This window comes from Mycobacterium sp. E1386 (assembly GCF_001672745.1).
In the GTDB taxonomy this organism is placed as follows: Bacteria; Actinomycetota; Actinomycetes; order Mycobacteriales; family Mycobacteriaceae; genus Mycobacterium.
On record NZ_LZKH01000099.1, the window covers coordinates 15636 to 37871 of the forward strand.

Annotated in this window: 23 protein-coding genes, 1 tRNA gene and 2 pseudogenes; 19 read left to right on the forward strand and 7 right to left on the reverse strand. The window is 66.6% G+C overall.

Features of this window, described 5'->3' with window-relative positions:
* Positions 1-2: 2 nt before the first annotated feature.
* The gene (locus tag A5709_RS11510) at positions 3-350 is read right to left on the reverse strand and encodes a lipopolysaccharide assembly LapA domain-containing protein (RefSeq protein WP_067943306.1); all 348 of its coding nucleotides are present in this window, start codon (positions 348-350) and stop codon (positions 3-5) included.
* 100 nt (positions 351-450) lie between these two features.
* Here A5709_RS11510 and A5709_RS11515 point away from each other — a divergent pair, with 100 nt between their 5' ends.
* The 5 genes and pseudogenes from A5709_RS11515 (at position 451) to A5709_RS11535 (ending at position 4496) form a co-directional block, all read left to right on the forward strand.
* Positions 451-1398: an ABC transporter substrate-binding protein gene (locus A5709_RS11515; RefSeq protein WP_067943308.1), complete on the forward strand. Its 948-nt coding sequence runs from the start codon at positions 451-453 to the stop codon at positions 1396-1398.
* Positions 1395-2542, forward strand: a pseudogene (locus tag A5709_RS11520) (ABC transporter ATP-binding protein). Before A5709_RS11515 ends, A5709_RS11520 begins: the two are co-directional and overlap by 4 nt.
* On the forward strand, positions 2500-3186 hold the full coding sequence (locus A5709_RS11525; RefSeq protein WP_067943312.1) for an ABC transporter permease: 687 nt from the start codon (positions 2500-2502) through the stop codon (positions 3184-3186). The pseudogene A5709_RS11520 and the gene A5709_RS11525 overlap by 43 nt, the downstream one beginning before the upstream one ends.
* Positions 3183-3892: pseudogene (locus A5709_RS11530) on the forward strand (ABC transporter permease). The gene A5709_RS11525 and the pseudogene A5709_RS11530 overlap by 4 nt, the downstream one beginning before the upstream one ends.
* A 4-nt stretch (positions 3893-3896) precedes the next feature.
* Complete coding sequence (locus A5709_RS11535; protein WP_156673061.1) at positions 3897-4496, forward strand: putative glycolipid-binding domain-containing protein; 600 nt, start codon at positions 3897-3899, stop codon at positions 4494-4496.
* On the opposite strand, the gene A5709_RS11540 is transcribed toward A5709_RS11535, so the two are convergent.
* On the reverse strand, positions 4459-5403 hold the full coding sequence (locus tag A5709_RS11540; RefSeq protein ID WP_197520123.1) for a prephenate dehydrogenase: 945 nt from the start codon (positions 5401-5403) through the stop codon (positions 4459-4461). The genes A5709_RS11535 and A5709_RS11540 overlap by 38 nt on opposite strands.
* A 130-nt stretch (positions 5404-5533) precedes the next feature.
* Between A5709_RS11540 and A5709_RS11545 the strand changes: the two genes are divergently transcribed.
* The 3 genes from A5709_RS11545 to A5709_RS11555 all read left to right on the forward strand — a co-directional run bounded on the left by A5709_RS11545 (position 5534) and on the right by A5709_RS11555 (position 6629).
* Positions 5534-6055 carry a tRNA adenosine deaminase-associated protein gene (locus A5709_RS11545; protein WP_067748783.1) on the forward strand — a complete coding sequence of 174 codons (522 nt, stop codon included), beginning with the start codon at positions 5534-5536 and terminating at the stop codon, positions 6053-6055.
* Complete coding sequence (locus A5709_RS11550; RefSeq protein WP_067943321.1) at positions 6052-6510, forward strand: nucleoside deaminase; 459 nt, start codon at positions 6052-6054, stop codon at positions 6508-6510. Before A5709_RS11545 ends, A5709_RS11550 begins: the two co-directional genes overlap by 4 nt.
* A gap of 29 nt (positions 6511-6539) precedes the next feature.
* A tRNA-Ser gene (locus tag A5709_RS11555) sits at positions 6540-6629 on the forward strand.
* A 27-nt stretch (positions 6630-6656) separates the two neighbouring features.
* Here the strand turns inward: A5709_RS11555 and mtf2 are convergent.
* Positions 6657-7385 carry a fatty-acid O-methyltransferase Mtf2 gene (mtf2, locus tag A5709_RS11560; protein WP_231986960.1) on the reverse strand — a complete coding sequence of 243 codons (729 nt, stop codon included), beginning with the start codon at positions 7383-7385 and terminating at the stop codon, positions 6657-6659.
* 304 nt (positions 7386-7689) lie between these two features.
* Here mtf2 and A5709_RS11565 point away from each other — a divergent pair, with 304 nt between their 5' ends.
* A complete protein-coding gene (locus A5709_RS11565) occupies positions 7690-8169 on the forward strand; it encodes a CAP domain-containing protein (RefSeq protein WP_197520124.1) in 480 nt (159 codons plus the stop codon).
* A gap of 509 nt (positions 8170-8678) precedes the next feature.
* Positions 8679-9614 carry a hypothetical protein gene (locus A5709_RS11570; RefSeq protein WP_231986959.1) on the forward strand — a complete coding sequence of 312 codons (936 nt, stop codon included), beginning with the start codon at positions 8679-8681 and terminating at the stop codon, positions 9612-9614.
* Between the two features lie 8 nt (positions 9615-9622).
* On the opposite strand, the gene A5709_RS27445 is transcribed toward A5709_RS11570, so the two are convergent.
* The 3 genes from A5709_RS27445 to A5709_RS11580 form a co-directional block, all read right to left on the reverse strand.
* Positions 9623-10129: a hypothetical protein gene (locus A5709_RS27445; protein WP_082953198.1), complete on the reverse strand. Its 507-nt coding sequence runs from the start codon at positions 10127-10129 to the stop codon at positions 9623-9625.
* Positions 10130-10150: 21 nt separating this feature from the next.
* Positions 10151-11830, reverse strand: a complete 1680-nt coding sequence (locus tag A5709_RS11575) for a DUF4185 domain-containing protein (RefSeq protein ID WP_068119959.1) — start codon at positions 11828-11830, stop codon at positions 10151-10153.
* A gap of 75 nt (positions 11831-11905) precedes the next feature.
* Positions 11906-13039 (reverse strand): 1,4-beta-xylanase, encoded by a 1134-nt coding sequence (locus A5709_RS11580; protein WP_067943328.1) that lies wholly within the window; start codon positions 13037-13039, stop codon positions 11906-11908.
* Positions 13040-13240: 201 nt separating this feature from the next.
* Between A5709_RS11580 and A5709_RS11585 the strand changes: the two genes are divergently transcribed.
* The 7 genes from A5709_RS11585 (at position 13241) to A5709_RS28010 (ending at position 18759) form a co-directional block, all read left to right on the forward strand.
* Entirely contained in the window at positions 13241-13627 is a 387-nt protein-coding gene (locus tag A5709_RS11585) for a DUF2237 family protein (RefSeq protein ID WP_067943329.1), read from the forward strand.
* Positions 13628-13697: 70 nt separating this feature from the next.
* The gene (locus A5709_RS11590; RefSeq protein WP_068119961.1) at positions 13698-14960 is read left to right on the forward strand and encodes a sulfotransferase; all 1263 of its coding nucleotides are present in this window, start codon (positions 13698-13700) and stop codon (positions 14958-14960) included.
* Positions 14961-14978: 18 nt separating this feature from the next.
* Positions 14979-16220 carry an MBL fold metallo-hydrolase gene (locus A5709_RS11595; protein WP_068007507.1) on the forward strand — a complete coding sequence of 414 codons (1242 nt, stop codon included), beginning with the start codon at positions 14979-14981 and terminating at the stop codon, positions 16218-16220.
* Positions 16217-16966, forward strand: coding sequence for an SDR family NAD(P)-dependent oxidoreductase (locus A5709_RS11600; RefSeq protein WP_068119963.1), 750 nt, complete (start codon positions 16217-16219; stop codon positions 16964-16966). Before A5709_RS11595 ends, A5709_RS11600 begins: the two co-directional genes overlap by 4 nt.
* 15 nt (positions 16967-16981) lie before the next feature.
* Positions 16982-17461 carry a VOC family protein gene (locus tag A5709_RS11605; protein ID WP_068119964.1) on the forward strand — a complete coding sequence of 160 codons (480 nt, stop codon included), beginning with the start codon at positions 16982-16984 and terminating at the stop codon, positions 17459-17461.
* Between the two features lies 1 nt (position 17462).
* A complete protein-coding gene (locus A5709_RS11610; RefSeq protein WP_068119966.1) occupies positions 17463-18434 on the forward strand; it encodes an LLM class flavin-dependent oxidoreductase in 972 nt (323 codons plus the stop codon).
* Positions 18435-18483: 49 nt separating this feature from the next.
* Positions 18484-18759 (forward strand): hypothetical protein, encoded by a 276-nt coding sequence (locus A5709_RS28010; protein ID WP_156768017.1) that lies wholly within the window; start codon positions 18484-18486, stop codon positions 18757-18759.
* A gap of 10 nt (positions 18760-18769) precedes the next feature.
* Here the strand turns inward: A5709_RS28010 and A5709_RS11615 are convergent, their stop codons facing one another.
* Positions 18770-19654, reverse strand: a complete 885-nt coding sequence (locus A5709_RS11615) for a ribokinase (RefSeq protein ID WP_068119968.1) — start codon at positions 19652-19654, stop codon at positions 18770-18772.
* 130 nt (positions 19655-19784) lie between these two features.
* On the opposite strand from A5709_RS11615, the gene A5709_RS11620 reads away from it, so the two are divergent.
* Entirely contained in the window at positions 19785-20705 is a 921-nt protein-coding gene (locus A5709_RS11620) for a zinc-binding alcohol dehydrogenase family protein (RefSeq protein ID WP_068119970.1), read from the forward strand.
* Entirely contained in the window at positions 20702-22162 is a 1461-nt protein-coding gene (locus tag A5709_RS11625) for an aldehyde dehydrogenase family protein (protein WP_068119972.1), read from the forward strand. Before A5709_RS11620 ends, A5709_RS11625 begins: the two co-directional genes overlap by 4 nt.
* Positions 22163-22236 lie beyond the last annotated feature (74 nt).

Genomic DNA, 22236 nt, shown 5'->3' on the forward strand with positions numbered 1-22236 from the left:
CCCTAGCGCGCCGCCGCGTGATGCTTCTTGGCCGCGCGGCGCAGTTGCAGGATTCGCGCGGTACCGACGGCCACCGTGATCAGCCCGCCGACCACCGCCGCCAGCAGGATGGCCACGCCCAGCGGCAGGCGCCAGTGCCAGCCCAAGAACGTAAAGGGCGTCTCCGCCGTGTTCTGGGTGATGAAGATCAGCAGCAGAATCAGAATCAGGAAGCCGCCGATCAGGGACGACCACAGCGCGCCGGCGCGGGTGAACCCGATCGCCGGCTCCTTGGGCGCCGCGCCCGGCTTGGGTGCCGCTGCGGGCTTGGGGGGCGGCTGGCTGGGCGAGGCAGGGGGATGGCTGCTCATAGGGTCATCTTTGTCCCATCCGGCACAGAATGAAACCAAACCGCGCAACCGGCCCGCTGGGTCCCGGCGCGCGGGCGACTCTGAGGTTAGTGTCGGCGGTATGGGGATGCCGTCGCGCGCGCACCGCGCGGTCATCCAAGCGGCCGTGTTGTTCACGGTGATCTCCGTTCTGGTGGCGTGCAGCAGCTCCGACCCGCTGGGCGCCCAGGTCCGCAGCCCCAAATCCATCGTCGTGGGGTCCGGCGACTTTCCGGAATCGCAGATCATCGCCGAGATATATGCACAAGCGTTGCAGGCCAACGGATTCGAGGTGGGCCGACGGATGGGGATCGGCAGCCGGGAGACCTATATCCCGGCGCTGAAAGACCATTCCATCGACCTGGTGCCGGAGTACATCGGCAACCTGCTGCTCTACTTCGCGCCCGAGTCGACGGCGACCATGCTCGACGCCGTCGAATTGGAACTCGACCGCAGGCTGCCCGGCGACCTGGCGGTCCTGACGCCCTCGCCGGCCACCGACACCGACACCGTGACGGTGACGGGCGGGACCGCTGATTCGTGGAAGCTGAAGACGATCGCCGACCTGGCAGCGCATTCGGCGGACGTGCGGTTCGGGGCGCCGTCGGCCTTCGCGAACCGGCCGTCCGGCCTGCCCGGGCTGCGGCAGAAGTACGGACTCGACATCAGGCCGGGCGACTTCGTCGCCATCAACGACGGCGGCGGCGCGGTGACGGTGCGGGCCCTGGTGGAGGGAAGGGTCAACGCCGCAAACGTTTTCACCACGTCCCCCGCGATCCCGCAGAACCATCTGGTGGTGCTCGAGGACCCGGAGCACAACTTCGTGGCCGGCAACATTGTGCCGCTGGTCAATTCGCAGAAGAAGTCGGACCGGCTCAAGCAGGTGCTGGACGCCGTGTCGGCGAAGCTGACCACCGCCGGGGTGGCCGGACTCAACGCCGCGGTTGCGGGAAACTCCGGTGTCGACCCCGACCAGGCCGCCCGGGACTGGCTGCGGGACAACGGTTTCAACCATCCGGTCGGCGCATGATCGTCTTCGACAAAGTCAGCAAGGCCTTCGCCGACGGGACCACCGCGGTGGACCAGTTGAGTCTGGTGATCCCGAACGGGAAGTTGACCGTCTTCGTCGGCTCGTCGGGAAGCGGCAAGACCACGGCCCTGCGCATGGTCAACCGCATGATCGAGCCCACGTCCGGCACCATCACCATCGACGGCGTGGACGTGTCCACCCTGGACCCGGTGCGGCTGCGCCTCGGGATCGGCTACGTCATCCAGCACGCCGGCCTGATGCCGCACCTGCGGGTAATCGACAACGTCGCAACGGTTCCGGTGCTCAAGGGGCAGTCCCGCCGGACGGCTCGTGCCGCCGCCTACGAGGTGCTCGAACGTGTCGGGCTGGACGCCAAGCTGGCCACCCGCTACCCCGCGCAGCTGTCCGGCGGTGAGCAACAACGCGTCGGTGTGGCGCGTGCGCTGGCGGCCGACCCGCCCGTCTTGTTGATGGACGAGCCGTTCTCGGCCGTCGACCCGGTGGTTCGGCTTGACCTGCAGAACGAAATCCTGCGTCTGCAGAGCGAATTGCACAAGACCATCGTCTTCGTCACCCACGACATCGACGAGGCGCTCAAACTCGCGGACAAAGTCGCGGTCTTCAGGGCCGGCACGTTGCAGCAGTACGACGAACCCGCACGGCTGCTGTCACGCCCTGCCAATGATTTCGTCTCGAGGTTCATCGGTCTCGGCCGCGGCTATCGATGGTTGCAACTCATCGACGCGGCCGGCTTGCCGGTGCATGACGTGCAACGCATCAGGGCGTACGACCTCGCCGACACCGGCCCGGCGGACGGCTGGGCGGTGGTGGTGGACGGCGATGGCGCTCCGCTGGGCTGGATCGATTCCGAAGGCCTGCGCCGGCATCGTGCGGGAATGCCGTTGTCGGACAGCATGAGTGGCCTCGGCTCGTTGTTTCGTCCGCGCGGGAACCTCAGCCAGGCGCTGGATGCGGCGCTGTCGTCGCCGTCGGGTGTGGGCCTCGCCGTCGACGAAGGCGGAAAAGTCGTCGGCGGTGTGCTGGCCGACGACGTGCTCGCCGCGGTGGAAACCCGAAGAAAGACCTGACCGGGGAACCGACATGCACTACCTGCTCACCCACCTCGACGACGCCTGGGCGCTGACCATCGTCCATCTGCGGTTGTCGTTGGTGCCGGTGCTGATCGGCTTGGCCCTCGCGATCCCGCTGGGCGCTGCGGTGCAACGCGCACCGGTTGCCCGCCGGCTGACGACGGCGACCGCGAGTGTCGTGTTCACCATTCCGTCGCTGGCGCTGTTCGTGGTCTTGCCGATGGTCATCGGGACCCGCATCCTCGACGAGGCCAACGTCATGGTCGCGCTTACGGCCTACACCGCGGCGCTGCTGGTGCGGGCGGTGCTCGAGGCACTGGACGCGGTGCCGGCCCAGGTGCGCGACGCCGCCACCGCCGTCGGCTACTCGCCGATCGCCCGCATGCTGAAAGTCGAATTGCCGCTGGCCATTCCGGTCCTGGTCGCCGGGTTGCGGGTGGTGGTTGTCACCAACATCGCGATGGTCTCGGTGGGGTCGGTGATCGGCATCGGCGGCCTGGGCACCTGGTTCACCGAGGGATACCAGACGAACAAGAGCGATCAGATCCTTGCCGGCATCATCGCGCTCTTCGTGCTGGCTGTCGTCATCGACGCGTTGATCGTGGTGGCCGGCCGCCTGGCCACGCCGTGGGAGCACGCCGGGCGTTCACCACGCCGGCGGTCGGTGGTGGCCCCGATAGTGGGTGGCGCGCGATGAACTTCGTCCAGGGGGCCATCTCCTACCTATTGACCGCCGACAACTGGACCGGCCCGGTCGGGCTCGCGGCGCGAGTCCTGGAGCATCTCGAGTACACGGCGGTCGCGGTGGGCGCCTCGGCGCTGATCGCGGTTCCGGCCGGGCTCATCATCGGGCATACCGGCCGCGGCACGGTGCTGGTGGTCGGCACGGTCAACGGGTTGCGCGCCCTGCCGACGCTGGGTGTGCTGTTGCTCGGGACGTTGCTGTTCGGGTTGGGGATGGGGCCGCCGCTGGTCGCCCTGATGCTGCTGGGCGTCCCGGCCCTGCTGGCCGGCACGTACGCGGGAATCGCCAACGTGGAGCCGACCGTGGTCGACGCGGCCAGGGCGATGGGCATGACGGAGGCGCAGGTACTGTGGGTGGAGGCGCGCAACGCGCTGCCGTTGATCCTCGGTGGGCTGCGCAGCGCGACGCTTCAGGTGGTCGCCACCGCCACGGTGGCGGCCTATGCCAGCCTCGGCGGGCTGGGCCGATACCTGATCGACGGAATCAAGGAACGCGAGTTCCACCTTGCCCTGGTCGGTGCCTTGATGGTGGCCGCGCTGGCGCTGGCGCTGGACGGGCTGCTCGCGTTGGTGGTGTGGGCGTCGGTGCCGGGCACCGGACGACTTCGCCACACTTACCCGACAGGCCTGCCGCGGTTCGCCCGCACGTCTTACGGTAGGTGAGTGAACGCAGACCCCTCTGATGGCCCTCGGCGCGTGTGGCAGGCAATGTTGACCTGGCGTGCCCAGGACGTCTCCCGGATGGAATCGGTACGAATCCAGGTGTCCGGCAAGAGGATCAAGGCGAACGGCCGTATCGTCGCCGCCGCCACCGCCACCAACCCCGCGTTCGGCGCGTACTACGACCTGCAGACCGACGAGACCGGCGCCACCAAGCGGCTGGGAATGACGGTCACCCTCGCCGAACGGGAACGCGTGCTGTCCATCGCCCGGGACGAAGAGAACATGTGGCTGGTCACCGACCACCAGGGCGAGCGGCGAGCCGGGTACAACGGCGCGCTTGACTGCGATGTGGTCTTCAGCCCGTTCTTCAACGCGTTGCCCATCCGGCGGCTCGGCCTGCACGAGCGGGCGGACTCGGTCACCTTGCCGGTCGTCTACGTCAACCTGCCCGACATGGCGATCACCGCGGACCTCGTGAGTTACACCAGCACGGGCGGCCACGACGGGATCAAGCTGCACTCCCCGGTCGCCGACACCGTCGTGAGCGTGGACGACGAGGGCTTCATCGTCGACTATCCAGGCTTGGCAGAGCGGATCTGATCACGCCGCCCGCCCGGCCCGCGGCGGCCAATTCCTCGCGCCAGTTCTCGTCGCCGATGATGACGTGGAAGATGTCGGAACGCGGAAAGCTGTCGTAACGCGTGCGGGCGGCGTGGCCGGCCTCGACGAGTTCGGCCACCGAATCGTTCGCGACCAGCGACTCGCGGGCCCGGCTGAGCAACTGGATCACCCGGTCGACCGTCGGCACCAGCTGGTCGGAGTTGCCCTCACACATCGCCCGCACCAGGTCGGGGGCGGTGCCGGCCACCCGCGTCCCATCGCGGAACGACCCGGCGGCCAGCGCGAACGCCAGCGGCACGTCCCCGGCGATGACCGCCAGCGCCTCGGCGAGCAGGTGCGGCAGGTGCGAGATCGCGGCCGCCGCCGCGTCGTGGTCGTCGGACTTGGCCGGGACCAATACCGCACCGCAGTCCAGGGCCAGCGTCATGACCATCGACCACACCACCGGGTCGACGTGGTCGTCCACGCTGATCACCCACGGCGCCCGGGTGAACAGGCCCGGGTGGCCGGCGGCCCAGCCCGAATGGGCGGTGCCCGCCATCGGGTGGCCGCCGACAAATTTTTCCTGGAGGCCGGCCGCGACAACCTCGTCGAGCACCGCCCGTTTGACGCTGGTGACGTCGGTCAACGGGCAGGTCGGGGCCAGTTCGGCGATGTGGGCGAGCATGCCGGCCAGCGCCGGCATGGGCACGGCCAGAACGATCAATGCGCCGGCGTCGGCGGCGCGGGTGAGCGTCGCCGTCAGGTCGGTGGTCGCGTCGAAGCCGTCGGCGGCGGCTCCATGCGCGCCTTCGACCGACCGGTTGTAGCCGAACACTTCCCGGCCCGCTGCCGTCGCGGCCCGCATTATCGACCCCCCGATCAGCCCCAGCCCGAGCACGCACACCGGTGGTTGAGAAACAGGGCTAGCCACAGACCTAAGGTTGGCACAATCCGGCGTCGGCGGTGCGTCAAGATGTCGCCGCGGTTCGCTCCATCTGGTCAGGGGGCCTGGTCTGCGACTACCGTAAGCGGCCATGGGAGCACAACGGGCCCCAGCCCAAGGCCTGTCCGCGGATACGCCGGACGGTTTCGGCGTAGCGGTCGTGCGTGAAGAAGGCCAGTGGCGGTGTTCCCCAATGGCCCGCAAATCGCTGATGAGCCTCAAGGCCGCCGAGACGGAGCTGCGGGAATTGCGCAGCGCGGGCGCCGTGTTCGGGCTGCTCGACGTCGATGACGAGTTCTTCGTGATCGTGCGCCCCGCGCCGTCAGGTACCCGGCTGCTGCTCTCCGACGCCACCGCCGCCCTGGACTACGACATCGCCGCCGAAGTGCTGGACAAGCTGGACGCCGACATCGACCCCGAGGACCTGGAGGATTCCGACCCGTTCGAGGAGGGCGACCTGGGATTGCTCTCCGACATCGGGCTGCCCGAGGCGGTGCTGGGCGTCATTCTCGACGAGGCCGACCTGTACGCGGACGAGCAGCTCGGCCGCATCGCCCGGGAGATGGGCTTCGCCGACCAGCTTTCGGCCGTGATCGACCGCATCGGTCGGTGATCGCTGACGAAGAGCTGATCCGCGCCGCCTTGTCTGTCGCCGCGACGGCGGGTCCGCGCGACGTGCCCATCGGTGCGGTGGTCGTCGGGCCCGACGGAACCGAGCTGGCCCGCGCGGTCAACGCCCGGGAAGCCTTGGGTGATCCGACCGCGCATGCCGAGATCCTGGCGCTGCGGGCCGCGGCGGGCGCGCTCGGCGACGGCTGGCGGCTGGAGGGTGCCACGCTGGCGGTCACCGTCGAACCGTGCACGATGTGTGCCGGTGCGCTGGTCCTGGCGCGCGTGGGCCGTCTGGTGTTCGGGGCGTGGGAACCCAAGACCGGGGCGGTCGGATCGCTGTGGGACGTGGTCCGCGACCGGCGGCTCAACCATCGCCCGGAAGTGCGGGGCGGGGTGCTCGCCGACGAGTGTGCCGCGCCGCTGGAGGAGTTCTTCGCCCGCCAGCGATTGGGGTAAGGGGCCCGCGGTTCGGTAAGCTGCTCGGCGGTGGCGTGTCCGAGCGGCCTAAGGAGCACGCCTCGAAAGCGTGTGACGGCTAAAACCGTCCGAGGGTTCAAATCCCTCCGCCACCGCCAACGGCGTTCTCCGCACGGGAGACCGCCTCACGCCTTGACGAAGCAGTACATCCGGTATTCCGTCGGTCCCCCACTTCGGAAGCCCTGGTACGTGTTCCACACGAATCGGTAGCCACGGGTTACGGCAAAGCTGCGCGCGAACGCGGGCACGAGTGCATTGACCGCCGCCATCCACCACTGTGAATTGTTCTCCATCCCGCGCATGACCTCTGAATTGATCACTCGTTGCGAGAGGGCCCGCAGCGGCACGTCGGCTAATTGCGCCTCCCATGCGGCAAGCCCCTCGGTGAGACGGAAATCGGCGTAGAGGAAATGACCGCCCGGGCGCAGCACACGCACAACCTCGCAGAGGAAGCGGGGAAACTGCGCGTAAAGGTGCGACGATTCGATATTGATCACCGCGTCGAACGATTCGTCCGGGAAAGACAGGTTCTCCGCGTCGCCTTCCATGAACTTCAGGCCGGCCACATGGTGTCTCTTCCGGCAAAAGGCGATACCGGCCGAGTTCAAGTCCAGCGCGGTGTATGAGGCCGGGTGCAGGGTTCGGGTGAGGTATGAGCTCCCACCGCCGTGGCCGCAACCGACCTCGAGTACCCGCTTACCGCTGAGGTCTACTTGCGTCGCCGTGCGGTGATAGAGCTGGATGAAATACCGGTTCGGCTCGTCGGACGGCGAAAGCGGAATGCCCATCGGTGGGTCTTCTTCGTAGCCATAGTTGAGGAATAACACGTCTCTGGCGGACAGCTTGCGGGTCATGTAGCGGTAGAAGAACTTCTGATAGAAATACTCGTGGATATATTGCGCATACTTCACATTGACTTTGTCCAGGAGTATGCGACCAAAGCCGCGCTGTTGACCCTGCAGCGCCATCGGCGCAGCATAGCAATTGCCGGCGTGGTTTTGATCACATTCGACGCGGTCCCCGGCCGGGTTGTCCGCGTAGTCGGCGACCGTCCTCCGTTGTGAGTGCACCGTTATCCTCGTGATTCTCGGCCATGCCGGGCCGAAAATGGATAGCATTGCCTCACGGAGAACTGCAAGGCGCGCGGCAAGAGGCCACATGACGAAGAAAGTCGAAATCGTCGCCATCCTCGCGTCTTGCTGTGTCCTCTTCGGGATTCCGGTTTCCGGTGCCGAATTCGCCGCGCGTGCAGACGATTCGGGCACGGTGCTGTACAGCGGTGTCAATGGGCTTCGTCAGCCATGCGGGCCACTGCGAGACGACCCACGGTTGAGGGCGGCGGCGCAGCGGCACGCCGACGACATGCTGCGCACCGGTTTGAGCGGCCATATCGGCTCCGACGGCTCTTCGCCGCGGATGCGCATCGCAGAAGCCGGCTACAGCGGAACGGCTGCCACGGGTGAGATCGTGTTTTGGGGAACTGGATCTGCCGCTAATCCCGGCCAGGCCCTCGACTCGTGGATGCAAAGCCCTCCGCATCGAGGGATCATCGGAAACTGCGCTTTCACCGCGGGTGGTTTCGCCACCGCCTGGGACGGCACCAAAATGACCGCCGTGGGGGACTTCGCGGCCGCCTAACTCCCTTGGCATGCAAGCTCTTTCGGTGGTCAACGCCACGGCCGAGACCGGTGACGTAGAGTCGCCCCGTGGCGCCGGTTGGTCGGGGTTTCGTTCGTGCCCTCGCAGGGGTTGCCGTTGTCGCGGGGCTCGTGATGACTGGCGGCGCCTGCACAACCCACAAGCATGGATCGACGTCGAGTCCCGCGGCGCTCACGGCCGCGCCGACCGAGAGCGGGGATTGCGCGCCCGATCGATTGCCACGCTGTGTACCCGGGCTGGCCGGCGGCGAGAACCTCTTCAACGGCGTCAGCGTTTATGAGCCTCATCCAGACTTCGGCGCCGGGCCACCCTTTTCGGGTCAAACGGCCGCTCCCGAAGACTGCCAACGCCTGCCGAGGTTCGGAGCGACGGATAAACCGGAACTGGATGTGGAGTACACCCCCGCTACCGGGGTGCCGGCTGGCAATCGATTCGCCCGTGGCGAACCCGTCCGGGTCCGGTTCACCGTCGCGGGCGACGGAGACGACGTGGCGGGCGCGGTGGCCGCATGGTCTCGCCGGTGTCCTGGGTGGGCGATTGCCCACTCCAGGGACAGCGACGGCATTCAAGGTTGGCTGGTCGGTGAATCCAGCGAAAAGCTGACGCAGTATCAGTCAGGCGACACTGGCGGGCAATGGTTCTCGGTCGTCAACATGGCGGCGAAGGTGCTTCCCAACAGGGTGGCCGTGCAGGCCTGGTATCGCACACCCGATCCGTCGTCGGCTTCGCGTAACCAAGTTCTGTCCCAATTGATCGGCGCTGCAGGACGCTCGCTGACACGTTCGGCGCTGCCGCCGATGCTCGCCGACTGGAGCCAGGCTCAGATCTCTTCGCTGCTTCCGGCGCTCTCGGTGAACACCAGCATCGAGACCGCCTCCGGTGACAACAACACCCTAGCCGGCGAGCCCGGTAGCGCGTCGTGGTCTCTTTGCCCATCCGCTGGCCAGGTCCCCGCACCGCGCTACGAACCCCTGGCGGTTTGGCAGGACTTCGACCAGTCGAAGTCGGGCCGGCCCGGGAAGCCACCAATGCCCAAAGTGATGATCGGCCGGGCGCATGTTGGCGACGATTTCCTGGCCGACCTCCGGCGCGAAATCGGTACTTGCACCAAGCATTTGGCAGATAAGCCGGCGGTATGCGGGGACCGAGAGAATCGCCAGTTCCTCCAGACGGATTCGGCTGTCGCCGAGGGCGAGGACACGGTGCGAATCACGCACCGGTGGATGCGCGAGGTTGATGTCCGCGGTCACACCGTGTGCGGTGAAGGCGTCGAGGCGTTGCGAGTCAGCCAGGTGCGGGGACTGATCGTCATCAGCAGCGCAAGCGACGGCGGGTGGTTGTTCAAGGGCGACACGCCGCCCCTGCCGCTGAGTACTCTCGACGAGCTTCTCGCCGAGACGGTACGCCGGATCAAGACCGCATGAAGGATCGTTCACACATGTGGCAGCCATGCAGAACCATGGGGTGACAGCACAAATCCACGGCCTTGCGGGTCTTTACAGGCGGTCACGCCTGAGTCATCGACGCCGCAGATCACACCGTCCACCGTGATGGAATGCTTCGGGGGCAACGTTTTTAGAGAACGCCCGTACACCTGCCCGTTCGGGGCGATGGGATTGCCGGATTGTGTTAAGCCGGAGGCGGTGCCGATCACATTCACCGTGCCGGGCCCAGCTGCCGGCGGGACAGCGGGAAAGTTATTGCCGGTGCACTGGGCCTGACCGGAAAAGAAATCACAAGTGATGCCGTCTGGTGTAAGGAAGTACACCGTATTCAGCGGAGTGCGCCCGGTGTTAGGAAGTCCAATCGTGTAGTCTGCCACATTCACTGGCGTGTAGCTCTTGATGTCCGGGAACACGGGTGCGTCGGCGCGCGCACTGCAGCTCACGACGACCGCGCTGACGATTCCGGCGGTGATCGTAAGAGTCTTGCTAGTCATTCTGGTCCTATCATTGAACGGTTACCGGTTTGCATCAACGTGGAATTCTCGAGTGTTGTACGGAGTATTGTTGTTCGTATCCCACTGACTTACCAGAAGATTCAGATTGCTAAGTGTGGACTGGGGCAGTATGAAGCCGCCGTAATTCTGTGGCAAGAAGTTTGGTGCGTGTGGATCGCTCTGCTGTACAACAACTGTCGGTCCAACAGTCATTACCTTCGTGGGGTCATCTGCGACCCGGACTTCAACGTTTCCAGTGCCCTGGTTGAATGCCGAAAGTACGGGCTTGCCGTCGACTTCCCTGAAACTGAGTTCTCCGAAGGGAGTCTGGCTGACTGGCACCGTCGCAGGGTCTCCCGCGTTACCCCAACCACTGCCGTTCCACGGTTGCCACTTACTGCGGTCGGTGACTTGGTCGGGATCGACACGGTACATGGTGACGCCTTGGCTGCGGTCGAATGAGTCTGCGGCGATGTACACCTTGCCGTCTTTAGCCTGAAACCCGCTGATCTGGGTGGGTTGGCTCCCAGGGGCTGTGCCCGGATGGGTGCCCGGGGGAATCGGGTCGTTCGGATGGGGCAGATTAGGCGTCCAAGGACGCCAAGACTTGTCAATCGGTTTCCAACCTTGTCCCGGGTCGCCGGTGACTTTGACGAGCCATGTTCCTCCCGTGGGGTTCAGGTTGTCGGTGCCCGCCACCATCATGTACGTGGTGCCGTCGCTCATCCGGATGCTCCCGGCAGGCAGAGTATTGGTTTTCCCTGCTTCAGGCGGCGGGGGGAACAGGATATTGTTGCTCTTGTCGTCCCCCGTCAGCGGCGCGCCGAAGTGTGGACGCCCCTGCGCATCGAAGGTGACTGGCACAGCAACAGACGGATAGTGCTTGCCGTCGTAGGCCTTATCACCCGTGAAGGAATCTCCGAAGATGGCAAAGAATTTCGTGGGTTGCCCGTTCTCTCCGGGCACCTCAACGATCTCACCAAGATCCGCCGCCCCGATGCCCGGAATGCCAGGAACGGCTCCGGTCCCGGCGATCGGGCCGAGATCTCTCACCTCACCCCGTAACGGCTGTTCCAACGTGTCGTCGACGTTCGCGGGTGGGTCGTAGCCCTCGGTGTGCAACGAGCCAAGTGCTTTGTGCAGCGTGTCGGAGTAGGCGTTGCGGATCGAATGCATCTGCTTCACCGCGTCACGGACGTCATCCACGGCGTCGGCGTGGGCTGCGTCCATGATCATGTGCAGCTTTGCTACCTCCTTCGGCGGAAGGCTCGGATCCCGCAGATCCGCTTGCGCGGCACCATAAAGCTTGTCGAGAAACTGCAGCTGACGGTCCAAGTTGGCGATCTCGGCGGCACCCTGCTTCTGCGCGTCGGCCAGCGCGGCCGCGATGTTCTCCAAGTCGGCCCCGATCTTTGGCAGCTGCTCCGATTGCGCGCCAAGGGATTTCGTCAATCGCTGAACTTCGGCGGAGTCGTTGATCGGGTTGTCGCCGTTCTGATGGTTCCACGACTCGCCGAAGCGCTTCTGGGCTATCTGGAAGGCATGGTCGGCTTCGGCGGTGTGCCGGCCCGCGGCGTAAAACGCCTCGGCCAGGCGTGAGATTTGAAATGGGCGACCCGCCTGCACGGTCTGGTTGATCGCCCACGGGTCGCCCCCGCCCGAGGCGATCAGCTCTGGTTCGCTCAGATGATTCAGAGTCACCGCCGCCCCCTTCTGCGGCTCAACCCTACTACCGCAAAAAGGGCGGTCAACGGCAAATTCGCCTAACCCAACGGCTCAGGCTTGGCTGCCGGCCAGCTTCCGGGTCGTCAGCGCTTCGGTGTCCTGGAAGGGCCGGCCGTCGGGCCGGAGGAGGTCGTGGAACCACACTTTGGGGATCGCGGTGTACGGGTGGTCCCACGAATCCCAGGGAAAGTAGGTCTGGGTCTTTCCGGCGACCAGACCCCAGTTGATGGCACCGACGTTGTGGCGCTTGGCCACCGGGAGGATTCCCTCCACGGTGCTGCCGCGGGGCCGCGCCATGTACTCCGTGCACAGGATCGGCCTCCCCAGTGGCGCGAGCTCGCCGATCCGGGACTCGAAGCCCGCGGGCTCGGCGTAGGAATGGAACGTGATGACGTCGGCGTTGGCGAGCTGGATGTCGCTGATTGCGCTGCGGCCCTGGGGTTGTCCCCAGTCGCCGCGCCACACGCCGCTCGTGAGCGGCTGGCTGGGGTCAACCGCGCGCGCCCAGCGGAACACCTGGGGAAGCAGGTTGGCGACCAGCTGATCCTTGTCGCTGCGCTCGGCGCTCTTGTACTGCCGCGCGGGGTTGTCCGGCTCGTTCCACAAGTCCCAGCCCAGAATCCGGTCGTCGCTGCGGAATTGGGTCAACACCGCGGTGACGTAATCGCGCATTACGCCGGCGTAGCGGGGGTCGCCGAGCCGTTCGGCGCCCGGGCTCTGCACCCAGCCGGAATTGTGCACGCCCGGCCTCGGCGCGCGTTGTCGACCCGCCCTGGGCGCCGGGTCCCAGCACGAGTCGAAGAAGACGAACAGCGGTTTGATGCGATGGCGCGCGGCGATGTCGACGAACTGCGCAAGGCGCGTCTGGAAGCCGCGTTGGTCCTGCGCCCACAGCTGATCGTGGAGGAACACCCGGGCGGTGTTGTGCCCGTAGAACCTGGCCCAGCCGAGCTCGGTGTCGATGCGCCGCGGGTCATACGTGTCGGCCTGAAACATCTCGAGCTGATTGATGGCGTTGGAGGTGATGTAATTCGATCCGACGAGGAAGCCTTGCGCCTGATACCAGCGGTTGGCGCGGTCGGCGGGCCACCGGCCCGGTTCCTCTGCGGAGGCGCGTGGCGCTCGCGCCAGCGCGGTGCCTGCTGCCAGCAGAAGTGGCAGCTTGAGGGCCATTCTTCGTTGCACGATGTGACGATAAATTTTCCCGGCGATTTCCCCGGGATTTGCTCAGCGCGTCGCGCCAGGTTGACGTGGGAATTGTTATCGGTTCGTCACTAGCGCCCGCACGCACGCCACCCCCACCCGTACAGGAGCCGGACAAATTTGCCCCGGCGGAGACGGCAAAGTTACTTCAAACTTCACCCCAGAGAGCGCGATACTGAACCCGTGCCCGATCGAAACGTGTTAGGCGGCCCGCTGGAACCGTGCGGCACAGAACCCGTGACCGGTTACTACCGTGACGGTTGCTGCTCCACCGGCCCCGAGGACCTCGGCCGCCACACGATCTGTGCGGTCATGACCGCCGAATTCCTGGAGCACCAGCGTTCCATCGGCAACGACCTTCAGACACCCGTGCCCGAATATCGGTTCCCGGGCCTGTTGCCCGGCGACCGCTGGTGCGTCACGGCGCTGAACTGGCTTCGGGCGCACCAAGACGGCTGCGCGGCACCCGTGGTGCTGGCCTCCACGCACGAACGCACCCTCGAGGTGGTGCCCCTGGAGGTGCTGCAGGAACACAAGGTCGACGTGCCCGACGACTTGGCGAACCTGTAGGACCACAGCGGATCGACGCCCGACGTCTGTGTCATATTTCTCTTCGACGACACGTCGAAAAGAGGATCCGGTGGGCTCTGCCGTTGACGAGATCGACTTCGACGACCTGACCGCGCCCAAGTTGACCGACGTCCAACGCCAGATCCTTGACTTCACCGAGGCCAGAGTCGTTGACTTCGACATCGACCGGATGCTCGCGGAAGCGGCCGAGGAGGCAGGACTCGACGACCTCGACGACGTCGACGGCTTCGGTGATCGGCTCGCCGCCCACGTCGCCGCGATCGAAGCCGACGAGGGTCTGCGCCAGCTCACGCGCGCGTCGTTGCGGCAACGCGTCGTACGGCTGCTGCGCAACCGGCTGTCCCTGACCGAGCTTCTCAAGCGGTATCCCGAGATCGAGGCAATCCCGATCGAGCGCCCGTTCATCGTCGTCGGGATGCCGCGTTCAGGGACCACCCACCTGGTGAATCTCATTGCCGCCGACCCGCGCCGGCGGGCCTTGCCGTACTGGGAGAGCCAGGAACCGATTCCCGCGCGCGGCCAGGGCCCCGGCATCTCCGGGGTCGATCCGCGTTACGCGCGAGCTAAATCCGAGCACGACGCGCTGATGGCCAGCGCCCCGGTGGTCGCCGCCATGCACGACCGATTCCCCGAGGCGATCGAGGAAGAGGTCGAACTCCTCGACCTCGATGTGGCGGCCTACGTCCTGGAATGGCACGCGCGCGTGCCGGATTGGCGCGACTACTACCTGGGCCTCGACCAAACCCGGCACTACGCATATTTGCGGAAAGTGCTGCAGGCGTTGACCTTCCTTCGGGGCCCGCGGACCTGGGTTCTGAAAAGCCCGCAACACTGCGAGCAGCTCGGCCCGCTCATGGCGACGTTCCCCGACGCGACAGTGGCTTTCACCCACCGCGATCCCGTCGCGGTGATCCAGTCGGCGATCACGATGATGGCCTACTCCGATCGGCTGCGCCGCACGAGCATCGAGCCAGACTGGCTGCTGGACTATTGGAGCGATCGGGTACACCGGTTGCTCGGCGCGTGCGTGCGCGACCGCGATCTCGTCCCGGCCGAACGCAGCATCGATGTCAGCTTCCACCAGCTGAACGGCAACGAAATGCCGGTGCTCGAACAGCTTTACCAACGCGGCGGCGTTGAACTGCCACCGAAGGTGCGGGCGCGCTTCCAGCAGTATCTGGACGGCAATCCGCGCGGCAAACACGGCCGCATCCACTATGACCTGCGGCGGCACTTCGGCGTCACGGCCGACGAGCTGCGCGGACGATTCGACTTCTACTTCGACCGGTTCGATGTCCATGCCGAGAGCTAGCCGGAAGGTGGCACATCGATGAGTTTCGAACCGGTCTACCGCGGCAGGCCCGGCGCCGACGCCATGCGTCCCGCGGCCGCCGAACGGGCCGAGGAGATCGCGCCCGGGCTGTGGGTCTCACCGGGGCTGTCGAATTCCTACCTGCTCACCACGCGTGAGGGCCGGGTGATCATCAACACCGGCATGGGTTTCGAGGGCCCCGTGCATCGCGCGAACTTCGACGCCGTCGACCCCTCGCCGGTGCGCTATATCGTCTTCACGCAGGGCCACGTCGACCACGTCGGTGGTCTGGACAGCGTGCGCGACCCCGACACCACCGTGATCGCGCAGGCCAACTGGACGCTGTGGCGCGACGACAACGAACGCCTCATCCCGTATCGCGCCAGCCGTAGCGCCTTTGCATTCAAGGACACCCTGGCGTCCGGCATCCAAGCCATCCAGCGGCGGCTGGGGAGTAGCCGGCTCGCCGGCCAGAGCGTTCCCGTCGTCGATCTCGACTTCGAAGACACCTTGGCCCTGGAGGTTGGCGGCCGGCGGATGGAGCTGATCTCCGTGCCCGGGGGCGAAACCACCGATTCGCTGGTGGTGTGGCTGCCGGACGAGCGGATTTGCCTGTGCGGGAACGTCTTCGGCCCGCTGTTCGGGCACATACCCAACCTGGTCACCATCCGTGGCGACCGGTATCGCGACGCGCTCACAACCATCGCGTCCGTGGAGCGGGTGCGCGACCTGCGGCCCGACCTCCTGGTGACCGGTCATTTCGAACCGATAGCGGGGGCCGAGCTGATATACGCCGAACTGACCCGGCTGCGCGACGCGATCCGGTACGTCCACGATCAGACCGTCGAGGGGATGAACGCAGGCAAGGACGTCCGGACCCTGATGCGCGAGATCGCTTTGCCTGCGGAATACGAAGTGGGACAAGGCTATGGAAAGGTGGCCTGGGACGTGCGGGCCGTCTGGGAGAACTACTCCGGCTGGTTTCACCACGAGTCGACCACCGAGCTCTATCCGGTCGGGTTCGACAGCGTCGCACCGGACGTGGTCGAGCTGGCCGGGGCCGACGCATTGGTCAGGCGGGCGCGCGCACACCTCGCCGACGGCCGCCCGCTACAGGCCATCCACCTGGCCGAGCTTCTTCCGTCGGACCATGCCGGCGCTCGGGACGTGCTTCGGGACGCCCATGAAGAACTTCTGGCCGCCAGCACGAACTTCTGGGAAACCGCCTGGCTACGCAACCAGATAGCGAGGAACTCATGACGGCGCGCGTCAGCTTCGACTTCACCGGAACCACCGCTCTGATCACGGGCGCCACCAGCGGGATCGGACACGCCACCGCGGTGTTGTTCCGCGACGCCGGCGCCCGCGTCGCGGTCACCGGGACCAAACCGACGTCGGACGACTACGACGTCGACCTGTCCGGCATGGATTATCACCAGCTCCAGATCAGCGACCCGCGTTCGGTTGACGCCCTGGTGGACAAGTTCGACCGGCTCGACGTACTGATCAACAACGCGGGCGCCAATTTCCCTGGCGGCCTTGATGAATCCAAGCCCGACGGGTTCGACGCGTCGGTGGCGCTGAACCTCACCGGGCCGTACCGCTTGACGGTCGGGCTCTACCGTGCCCTGAAGGTGTCGACGGCCGCGGGCGGCGCCAGCGTGGTGAACCTGGCGTCGATGTCCGCGCTGCGGGCCGTTCCTCTGGTACCCGGATACGGCGCGGCGAAGGCGGGGATCGTTTGCATCACAAGGAACCTCGCCGTCAAATGGGCCGGTAAGGGGATCCGGGTGAACGCTGTGGCGCCGGGGGCGATCGACACTCCGATGACCGCGCCCATGCAGGGCTCGGCCGAATTGGTGGACTCGGAGCTGGCGCATATCCCGCTGCGCCGGTTCGGCACCGTCGGGGAGATCGCCCCGACCATCGCCTTCCTTTGTACCGAGCAGAGTAGCTACACCAGCGGCGCAGTTTTCGTCGTCGACGCGGCGTCGGACTGCGTCTGAGACACGAGGAAAGACATGTCAATTGCGTTGCGGCCCGAGGACTTCTACCATACCGGCATCATCGTGCCCGACCTCGATGCGGCCATGGGCCGACTCAGCGCTCTGGCCGGCTACCGGTGGATCACCCCGATGAGCTATACCCTACCGTTCCGCACCCCGACGGGTGTCCGCGAATTGACCTCGACGATCGTCTACTCCATGCAGAGTCCGCACGTCGAACTCGTACAGGAGGTACCTGGGAGTCCGTGGACGGCCGCGCCGGGCAACGCGGTTCACCACCTCGGCTATTTCAGCGACGACCTGGCCGACAGTGCGCGCGCGCTGGAGGCCAACGGCTTCACGCTCGAGATGACGGCGGACGTTCCCGGTTCCGATCTCGGGCTATTCGCCTACTACACGGACGCTTTCGGCGCCCGCATCGAGATCGTCGACCGCGCGCTGTTTCCCGACTTTCCCGCGTTCCTGCGGTCGATGGCAGCCCCCGACGAGGCATGACGTGTTGCTGACGGTACTGCGCTTCAACTTCGCCTCCCCGCACGGCGAACCACGCACGCAGAGCCGGCTGTTGTCGGCCGCCCTCGAACTGGCGCAGTGGGGCGAGACGCACGGCATCACCTCCATCAGTGTCGACGAGCACCACGCGACCGGACACGGCTGGAGCTGCAATCCCATCATGGCGGCGGCAATGTTCTTAGCCCGGACGTCCACGCTGATCGCCAGCGTGGACTGTGCGCTCGGCCCGTTGTGGAATCCGGTGCGGCTCGCCGAGGACATCGCGCTCGTCGACAACATGAGCCGGGGCCGGCTGCACACCACTGTCGGCCTCGGCTACCGCACAGCCGAATATGCCGCCATGGGAGCCGATTTCGCGCGGCGGGGCGCTCTGATGGATGGCCTGCTCGAGCGGATGCTGTCGGTATGGTCCGGCACCGGCGCCGACGAGGGAATCTGCACCGGCACCTGGACCCGTCCGCATCCGCCGCTGTACGTCGGGGGTGGCGCCCGTGCCACGGCGCGACGCGCGGCGCGATTTAGGTTGCCCCTCAGCCTGGCCGACCACCTGCCCGACATCGCCGCCTACTACCGCGAGCTTTGTGCCGAGGCCGGCATGACGCCGCTCATTCTCATGCCGGGGCCCGTTAACCGCGGAATGATCTTCCTGCACGAGGACCCCGACCGGGCCTGGGCGGAACTCGGCGACCACATCCTCTGGGAGGCGGTTACTTACGGGGGATGGTCAACCGATCAACGGTCGCTGATGCATTTGCCCGGCGTGCAGACGCTGGACGAGGTCAAGGCGTCGGGTCGCTATCGCTTCCTGACTCCCGACGAGCTGATCGCGGAGGTGCGCGACGCCGACAACTACGGCCCGCTCGTGATGCACCCACTGGTTGGCGGCATGCCTGTCGACGAAGCGTGGAAGTCCGTTCAGTTGCTCACCGACAAGGTCCTGCCCGCGTTCGGCTGAGTCGCCAAACCCGTGATTGTGCAAGCCGATATCGGGTATGCGGCCGGTCATGAAGTTTGGAGCTAAGAAGACGCTGGCGCTCGCCGGTGGCACCGCCGCACTCGGTTTGGCGGTCGCCTTCGGCGGCGGTGCCGGCGCAAGCGCATTGGCAAGCAATCCTCCCGCGGCGCCGGTGCCCACGTCGTCCAGCCAGGCGCCACCGCCGCCCCCACCGCCCGCTCCTGGAGGAACCTACGGTGGCAGCGGCACCACCGGCACGGGTGGTGGCGGCGCCGCCGGGGGTGCCGGTGGGGGAGGCGGAGGCGCGGGTGGCGGCGGCGGCTGAGCCGTCGCGATCACCCGCCGAGCCCGCTCAGGTCCGGCCGCCCGCCGAGGCGCTGCACCGTGGCGCTGGCGGCCGTTGACGCGCGCCTACCCGCTTGGAATGGTGAGGCGCCGTCGCGCAGGGCGGAGATGAGCCCGGCCACGAAGGCGTCGCCGGCGCCGGTGGGATCCACCACGTCCACGTCCGCGAATTCGAACAGCTCACTGCCGCCTTTCCACGCCACCAGGTCACCGACACCGGGCACCGCCAGGGCGACCAGTTCAGGGCCGGCCGTAAGCAGGTTGTCGGCTAGTGCATACGCCTGCTCGACGGTGGCGACCTCCTCGCCCGCGATCAGCGCGGCCTCCGTGGCGTCGGCCCGCATCACGTCCAACGACGCAAGCAGTTCGGCCCGGATATGCGGAGCGGGCGCGCCATCCGCCACCACGCGCAGTCCGCGTTCCCGTGCACGCTGAGCCGCCTCCAGCGCGGTGACCGGCGGTTGCTGCAACTGAATCGAGACGGTGTCGGCGCCGTCCCAGAAAGCGGCCGAGTGGCCCAGGTCCGCCACCCGAACCAGCGAGGTCTCCGGCACCTCTTCCAGTAGCATTCGCTCCGGTGGTCGCCCCACGATGTCGATCAAGAGCGCCGTCGTCCCGCGGCGGACGACACCGCCGACGTCGATGCCGTCCCGCTGAGCCTGCCGCAGCACCGCCGTCCCGGCGTGATCGTCACCGACCACGCCGATGAGCGCGACCGGCACACCGAGCTGAGCCAGACCGACCGCCTGATTGGCGCCTTTTCCGCCGAGCAACTCGTTGCGCTGCACGATCGCGGTCGACCCACCAACTGTCGGCGGCCCGTCGGTACGGAGCACCAGGTCGCGCGCGATCTGGCCGATGACTACAACACTCATGAGTACAACGTGCCCATTTTTCGCCGAATGGCACGTTTGGCGATCGATGTTCGATGCGCCGTTTCGAGCGGCCGTCCGCGGTAACCCTCCCTGAGCGCACTACGGACTCACAACGAACGGGAGGCGACCCATGCTTGCGGCGGTATTGGAGGCGGCGGGCGAGACCCCGAAGGTTCGCGACTTCGATGAGCCGCAAGGTGACACCCACAACGACATCGTGGAAGTCGTTCTGGCCGGCTGCAATCCGGTGGACCTGCTGTTGGCCTCCGGAAAAATGGGCCGGCCGACCATACCGTCGGTGGTCGGCCGGGAGGGTATCGGCATGCTGGACGGTCGACGGGTGTACTTCAACGCGCCCCCGGACCCGTTCGGGTCATGGGCGCAGCGCTGCCGCATCGATCCGGCGAAAACCTTCCCCGTTCCCGACGGACTCGATGACGACGTCGCGGTCGCTTGCGGCATAGCCGGTTTGGCCGCATGGTTGCCGCTGACGCGGCATGCCGACGTGTCACACGGAGAGACAGTCCTGGTCCTCGGCGCGACCGGAGTGGTTGGCCGCATCGCCGTGCAAGTGGCCAGACTCCTCGGCGCGGGGCGGGTCGTGGGCGCGGGCCGCAACCCCGACGCGCTCGAGACGGCGCGAGAGTTGGGCGCTGACGCCACGGTGCAGCTGGGTGGCGACGACGACGCAGACGCGCTCCGAAAAGCGGCCGGTGACGGCTACGACGTCGTCATCGATCTCGTTTACGGCAAGCCCTTCCTCGCCGCATTGGACGCCACCGCCAACGGCGCGACGCTGATCACCATCGGTGAGGGCGCCGGACCGACGGCCGAGGTGCCGTTCCGATCGTTGACGGGCCGCACCCACGTCGGCCATCTCAACGACGCGATGGCGCCCGACACATTGCGCGCGGGGTACGCGGAGATCACCAAACATGCGGCGGAGGGCCGGATTCGGGTCGACACCCGCCGCTACCCACTGGAGGAGGCGCCGACGGCCTGGCGCGAGCAGCAAGAGGGGCCGCACGTCAAGGTCGCCGTGGCGCCATGACCGGCCGCTACGCACCGTTCAACACCATGCCGATCGGTGCCCGCTGGCGAGCCGGATCGGCGGGCAAGAGCCGCCCGGACACCGACCCCTGGAGCGGGCAAACGCTGGTCGAAATTCCCCAGGCCAACGCCGACGACCTCAATGAGGCATACGACGCCGCGGAGCAAGCGCAGCCGAAGTGGGCGGCCCAGCCACCGGTGGAGCGCGCCGGCGTCATGCGGTCGGCCGCCGAGGTGATGACGCGACGCAAAGACGAGATCACCGACTGGCTGATCCACGAGACGGGCGGCACCGTGGCGAAAGCCGAATTAGAGTGGGGCCTCGCGCGATCCGTGCTGTGGGAGGCTGCGGCGATGCCGCACCACGTCGAAGGCAAGATCATGCCGTCCGACATCCCCGGCAAGGAAAGCCGTGTCTACCGCGAGGCCGTCGGCGTGGTCGCCGTCATCTCGCCGTGGAACTTTCCCATGCAGCTGTCGAACCGCTCGGTCGCGCCCGCCTTGGCGGTGGGAAATGCGGTGGTGCTCAAGCCCGCCGGCGACACTCCTGTCACCGGGGGGCTGCTGCTGGCCCGGATCTTTCAGGAGGCAGGGCTGCCACCGGGGTTGCTGTCGGTGATGGTCGGCTCTGGCTCCGAAATCGGCGACGCGATCGTGGAACATCCCATTCCCAAGGTGGTTTCGTTCACCGGCTCCACCAAGGTGGGTCGGGGGATCGCCGAGAAGGCGGCCCTCAAGCGCACGGCGCTGGAGCTCGGCGGCAACGGGCCGGTCGTGATCCTCGATGATGCCGACCTCGACTGGGCGATTGACGCGTCGATCTTCGGATCATTCTTCCATCAGGGACAGATCTGCATGATCGCCAACCGCATCATCGCCGATGCAAGCATCTACGACCAGTTCGTCGATCGCTTTGTGGCACGAGCGAAAACATTGCGCGTCGGCGACCCGTCCGACCCCTCGACCCAATTGGGACCGATCATCAACGAGTCACAGCTGGAATCCATTCAGGACAAACTCAAGCGGGCCGCCAACGACGGCGCCGAATTGCTGTGTGGTGGTGACCCCTTCGGCCCCACCGGGCTCGCCCTGCCGCCGCACGTCCTCGCTGCCGGCAACGACGTCGCCACCGCGCGAGAAGAGGTGTTCGGTCCCGTGATGACCATCATCCGTGCCGACGACGAGTCCGATGCCCTGCGCCTGGCCAACGACACCCGGTACGGCCTGTCCTCGGCAGTGTTCAGCGGCGACCTGGAGCGTGCCGTCCGCTTCGCCCGGCGCATCGACGCGGGAATGACCCACGTCAACGATTCACCGGTCAACGACGACGCCAACACGGCCTTCGGCGGTGAAAAGGCCTCGGGCGTCGGCCGGTTCGGCGGCCGGTGGGCTATCGACGAATTCACCACTGAGCACTGGATATCCGTGCAACACCGGCCACGCGAGTACGCGATCTAGCGCCGAGCCCGGCGGCAAGGCCGAGTCCGACCACGCTCGAAACTCCTCCGCGCTGCCGCTGTGCGAAAGTCGAG

Coding starts and splice junctions, on each gene's coding strand:
- mtf2 (WP_231986960.1), bottom strand. CDS start 7,385: ATGACCCGCAAGCTGTCCGCCAGAGACGTGTTATTCCTCAACTATGGC.
- A5709_RS28010 (WP_156768017.1), top strand. CDS start 18,484: ATGAAGTTTGGAGCTAAGAAGACGCTGGCGCTCGCCGGTGGCACCGCC.
- A5709_RS11600 (WP_068119963.1), top strand. CDS start 16,217: ATGACGGCGCGCGTCAGCTTCGACTTCACCGGAACCACCGCTCTGATC.
- A5709_RS27445 (WP_082953198.1), bottom strand. CDS start 10,129: ATGACTAGCAAGACTCTTACGATCACCGCCGGAATCGTCAGCGCGGTC.
- A5709_RS11510 (WP_067943306.1), bottom strand. CDS start 350: ATGAGCAGCCATCCCCCTGCCTCGCCCAGCCAGCCGCCCCCCAAGCCC.
- A5709_RS11595 (WP_068007507.1), top strand. CDS start 14,979: ATGAGTTTCGAACCGGTCTACCGCGGCAGGCCCGGCGCCGACGCCATG.
- A5709_RS11565 (WP_197520124.1), top strand. CDS start 7,690: ATGACGAAGAAAGTCGAAATCGTCGCCATCCTCGCGTCTTGCTGTGTC.
- A5709_RS11515 (WP_067943308.1), top strand. CDS start 451: ATGGGGATGCCGTCGCGCGCGCACCGCGCGGTCATCCAAGCGGCCGTG.
- A5709_RS11545 (WP_067748783.1), top strand. CDS start 5,534: ATGGGAGCACAACGGGCCCCAGCCCAAGGCCTGTCCGCGGATACGCCG.
- A5709_RS11605 (WP_068119964.1), top strand. CDS start 16,982: ATGTCAATTGCGTTGCGGCCCGAGGACTTCTACCATACCGGCATCATC.
- A5709_RS11620 (WP_068119970.1), top strand. CDS start 19,785: ATGCTTGCGGCGGTATTGGAGGCGGCGGGCGAGACCCCGAAGGTTCGC.
- A5709_RS11525 (WP_067943312.1), top strand. CDS start 2,500: ATGCACTACCTGCTCACCCACCTCGACGACGCCTGGGCGCTGACCATC.
- A5709_RS11615 (WP_068119968.1), bottom strand. CDS start 19,654: ATGAGTGTTGTAGTCATCGGCCAGATCGCGCGCGACCTGGTGCTCCGT.
- A5709_RS11625 (WP_068119972.1), top strand. CDS start 20,702: ATGACCGGCCGCTACGCACCGTTCAACACCATGCCGATCGGTGCCCGC.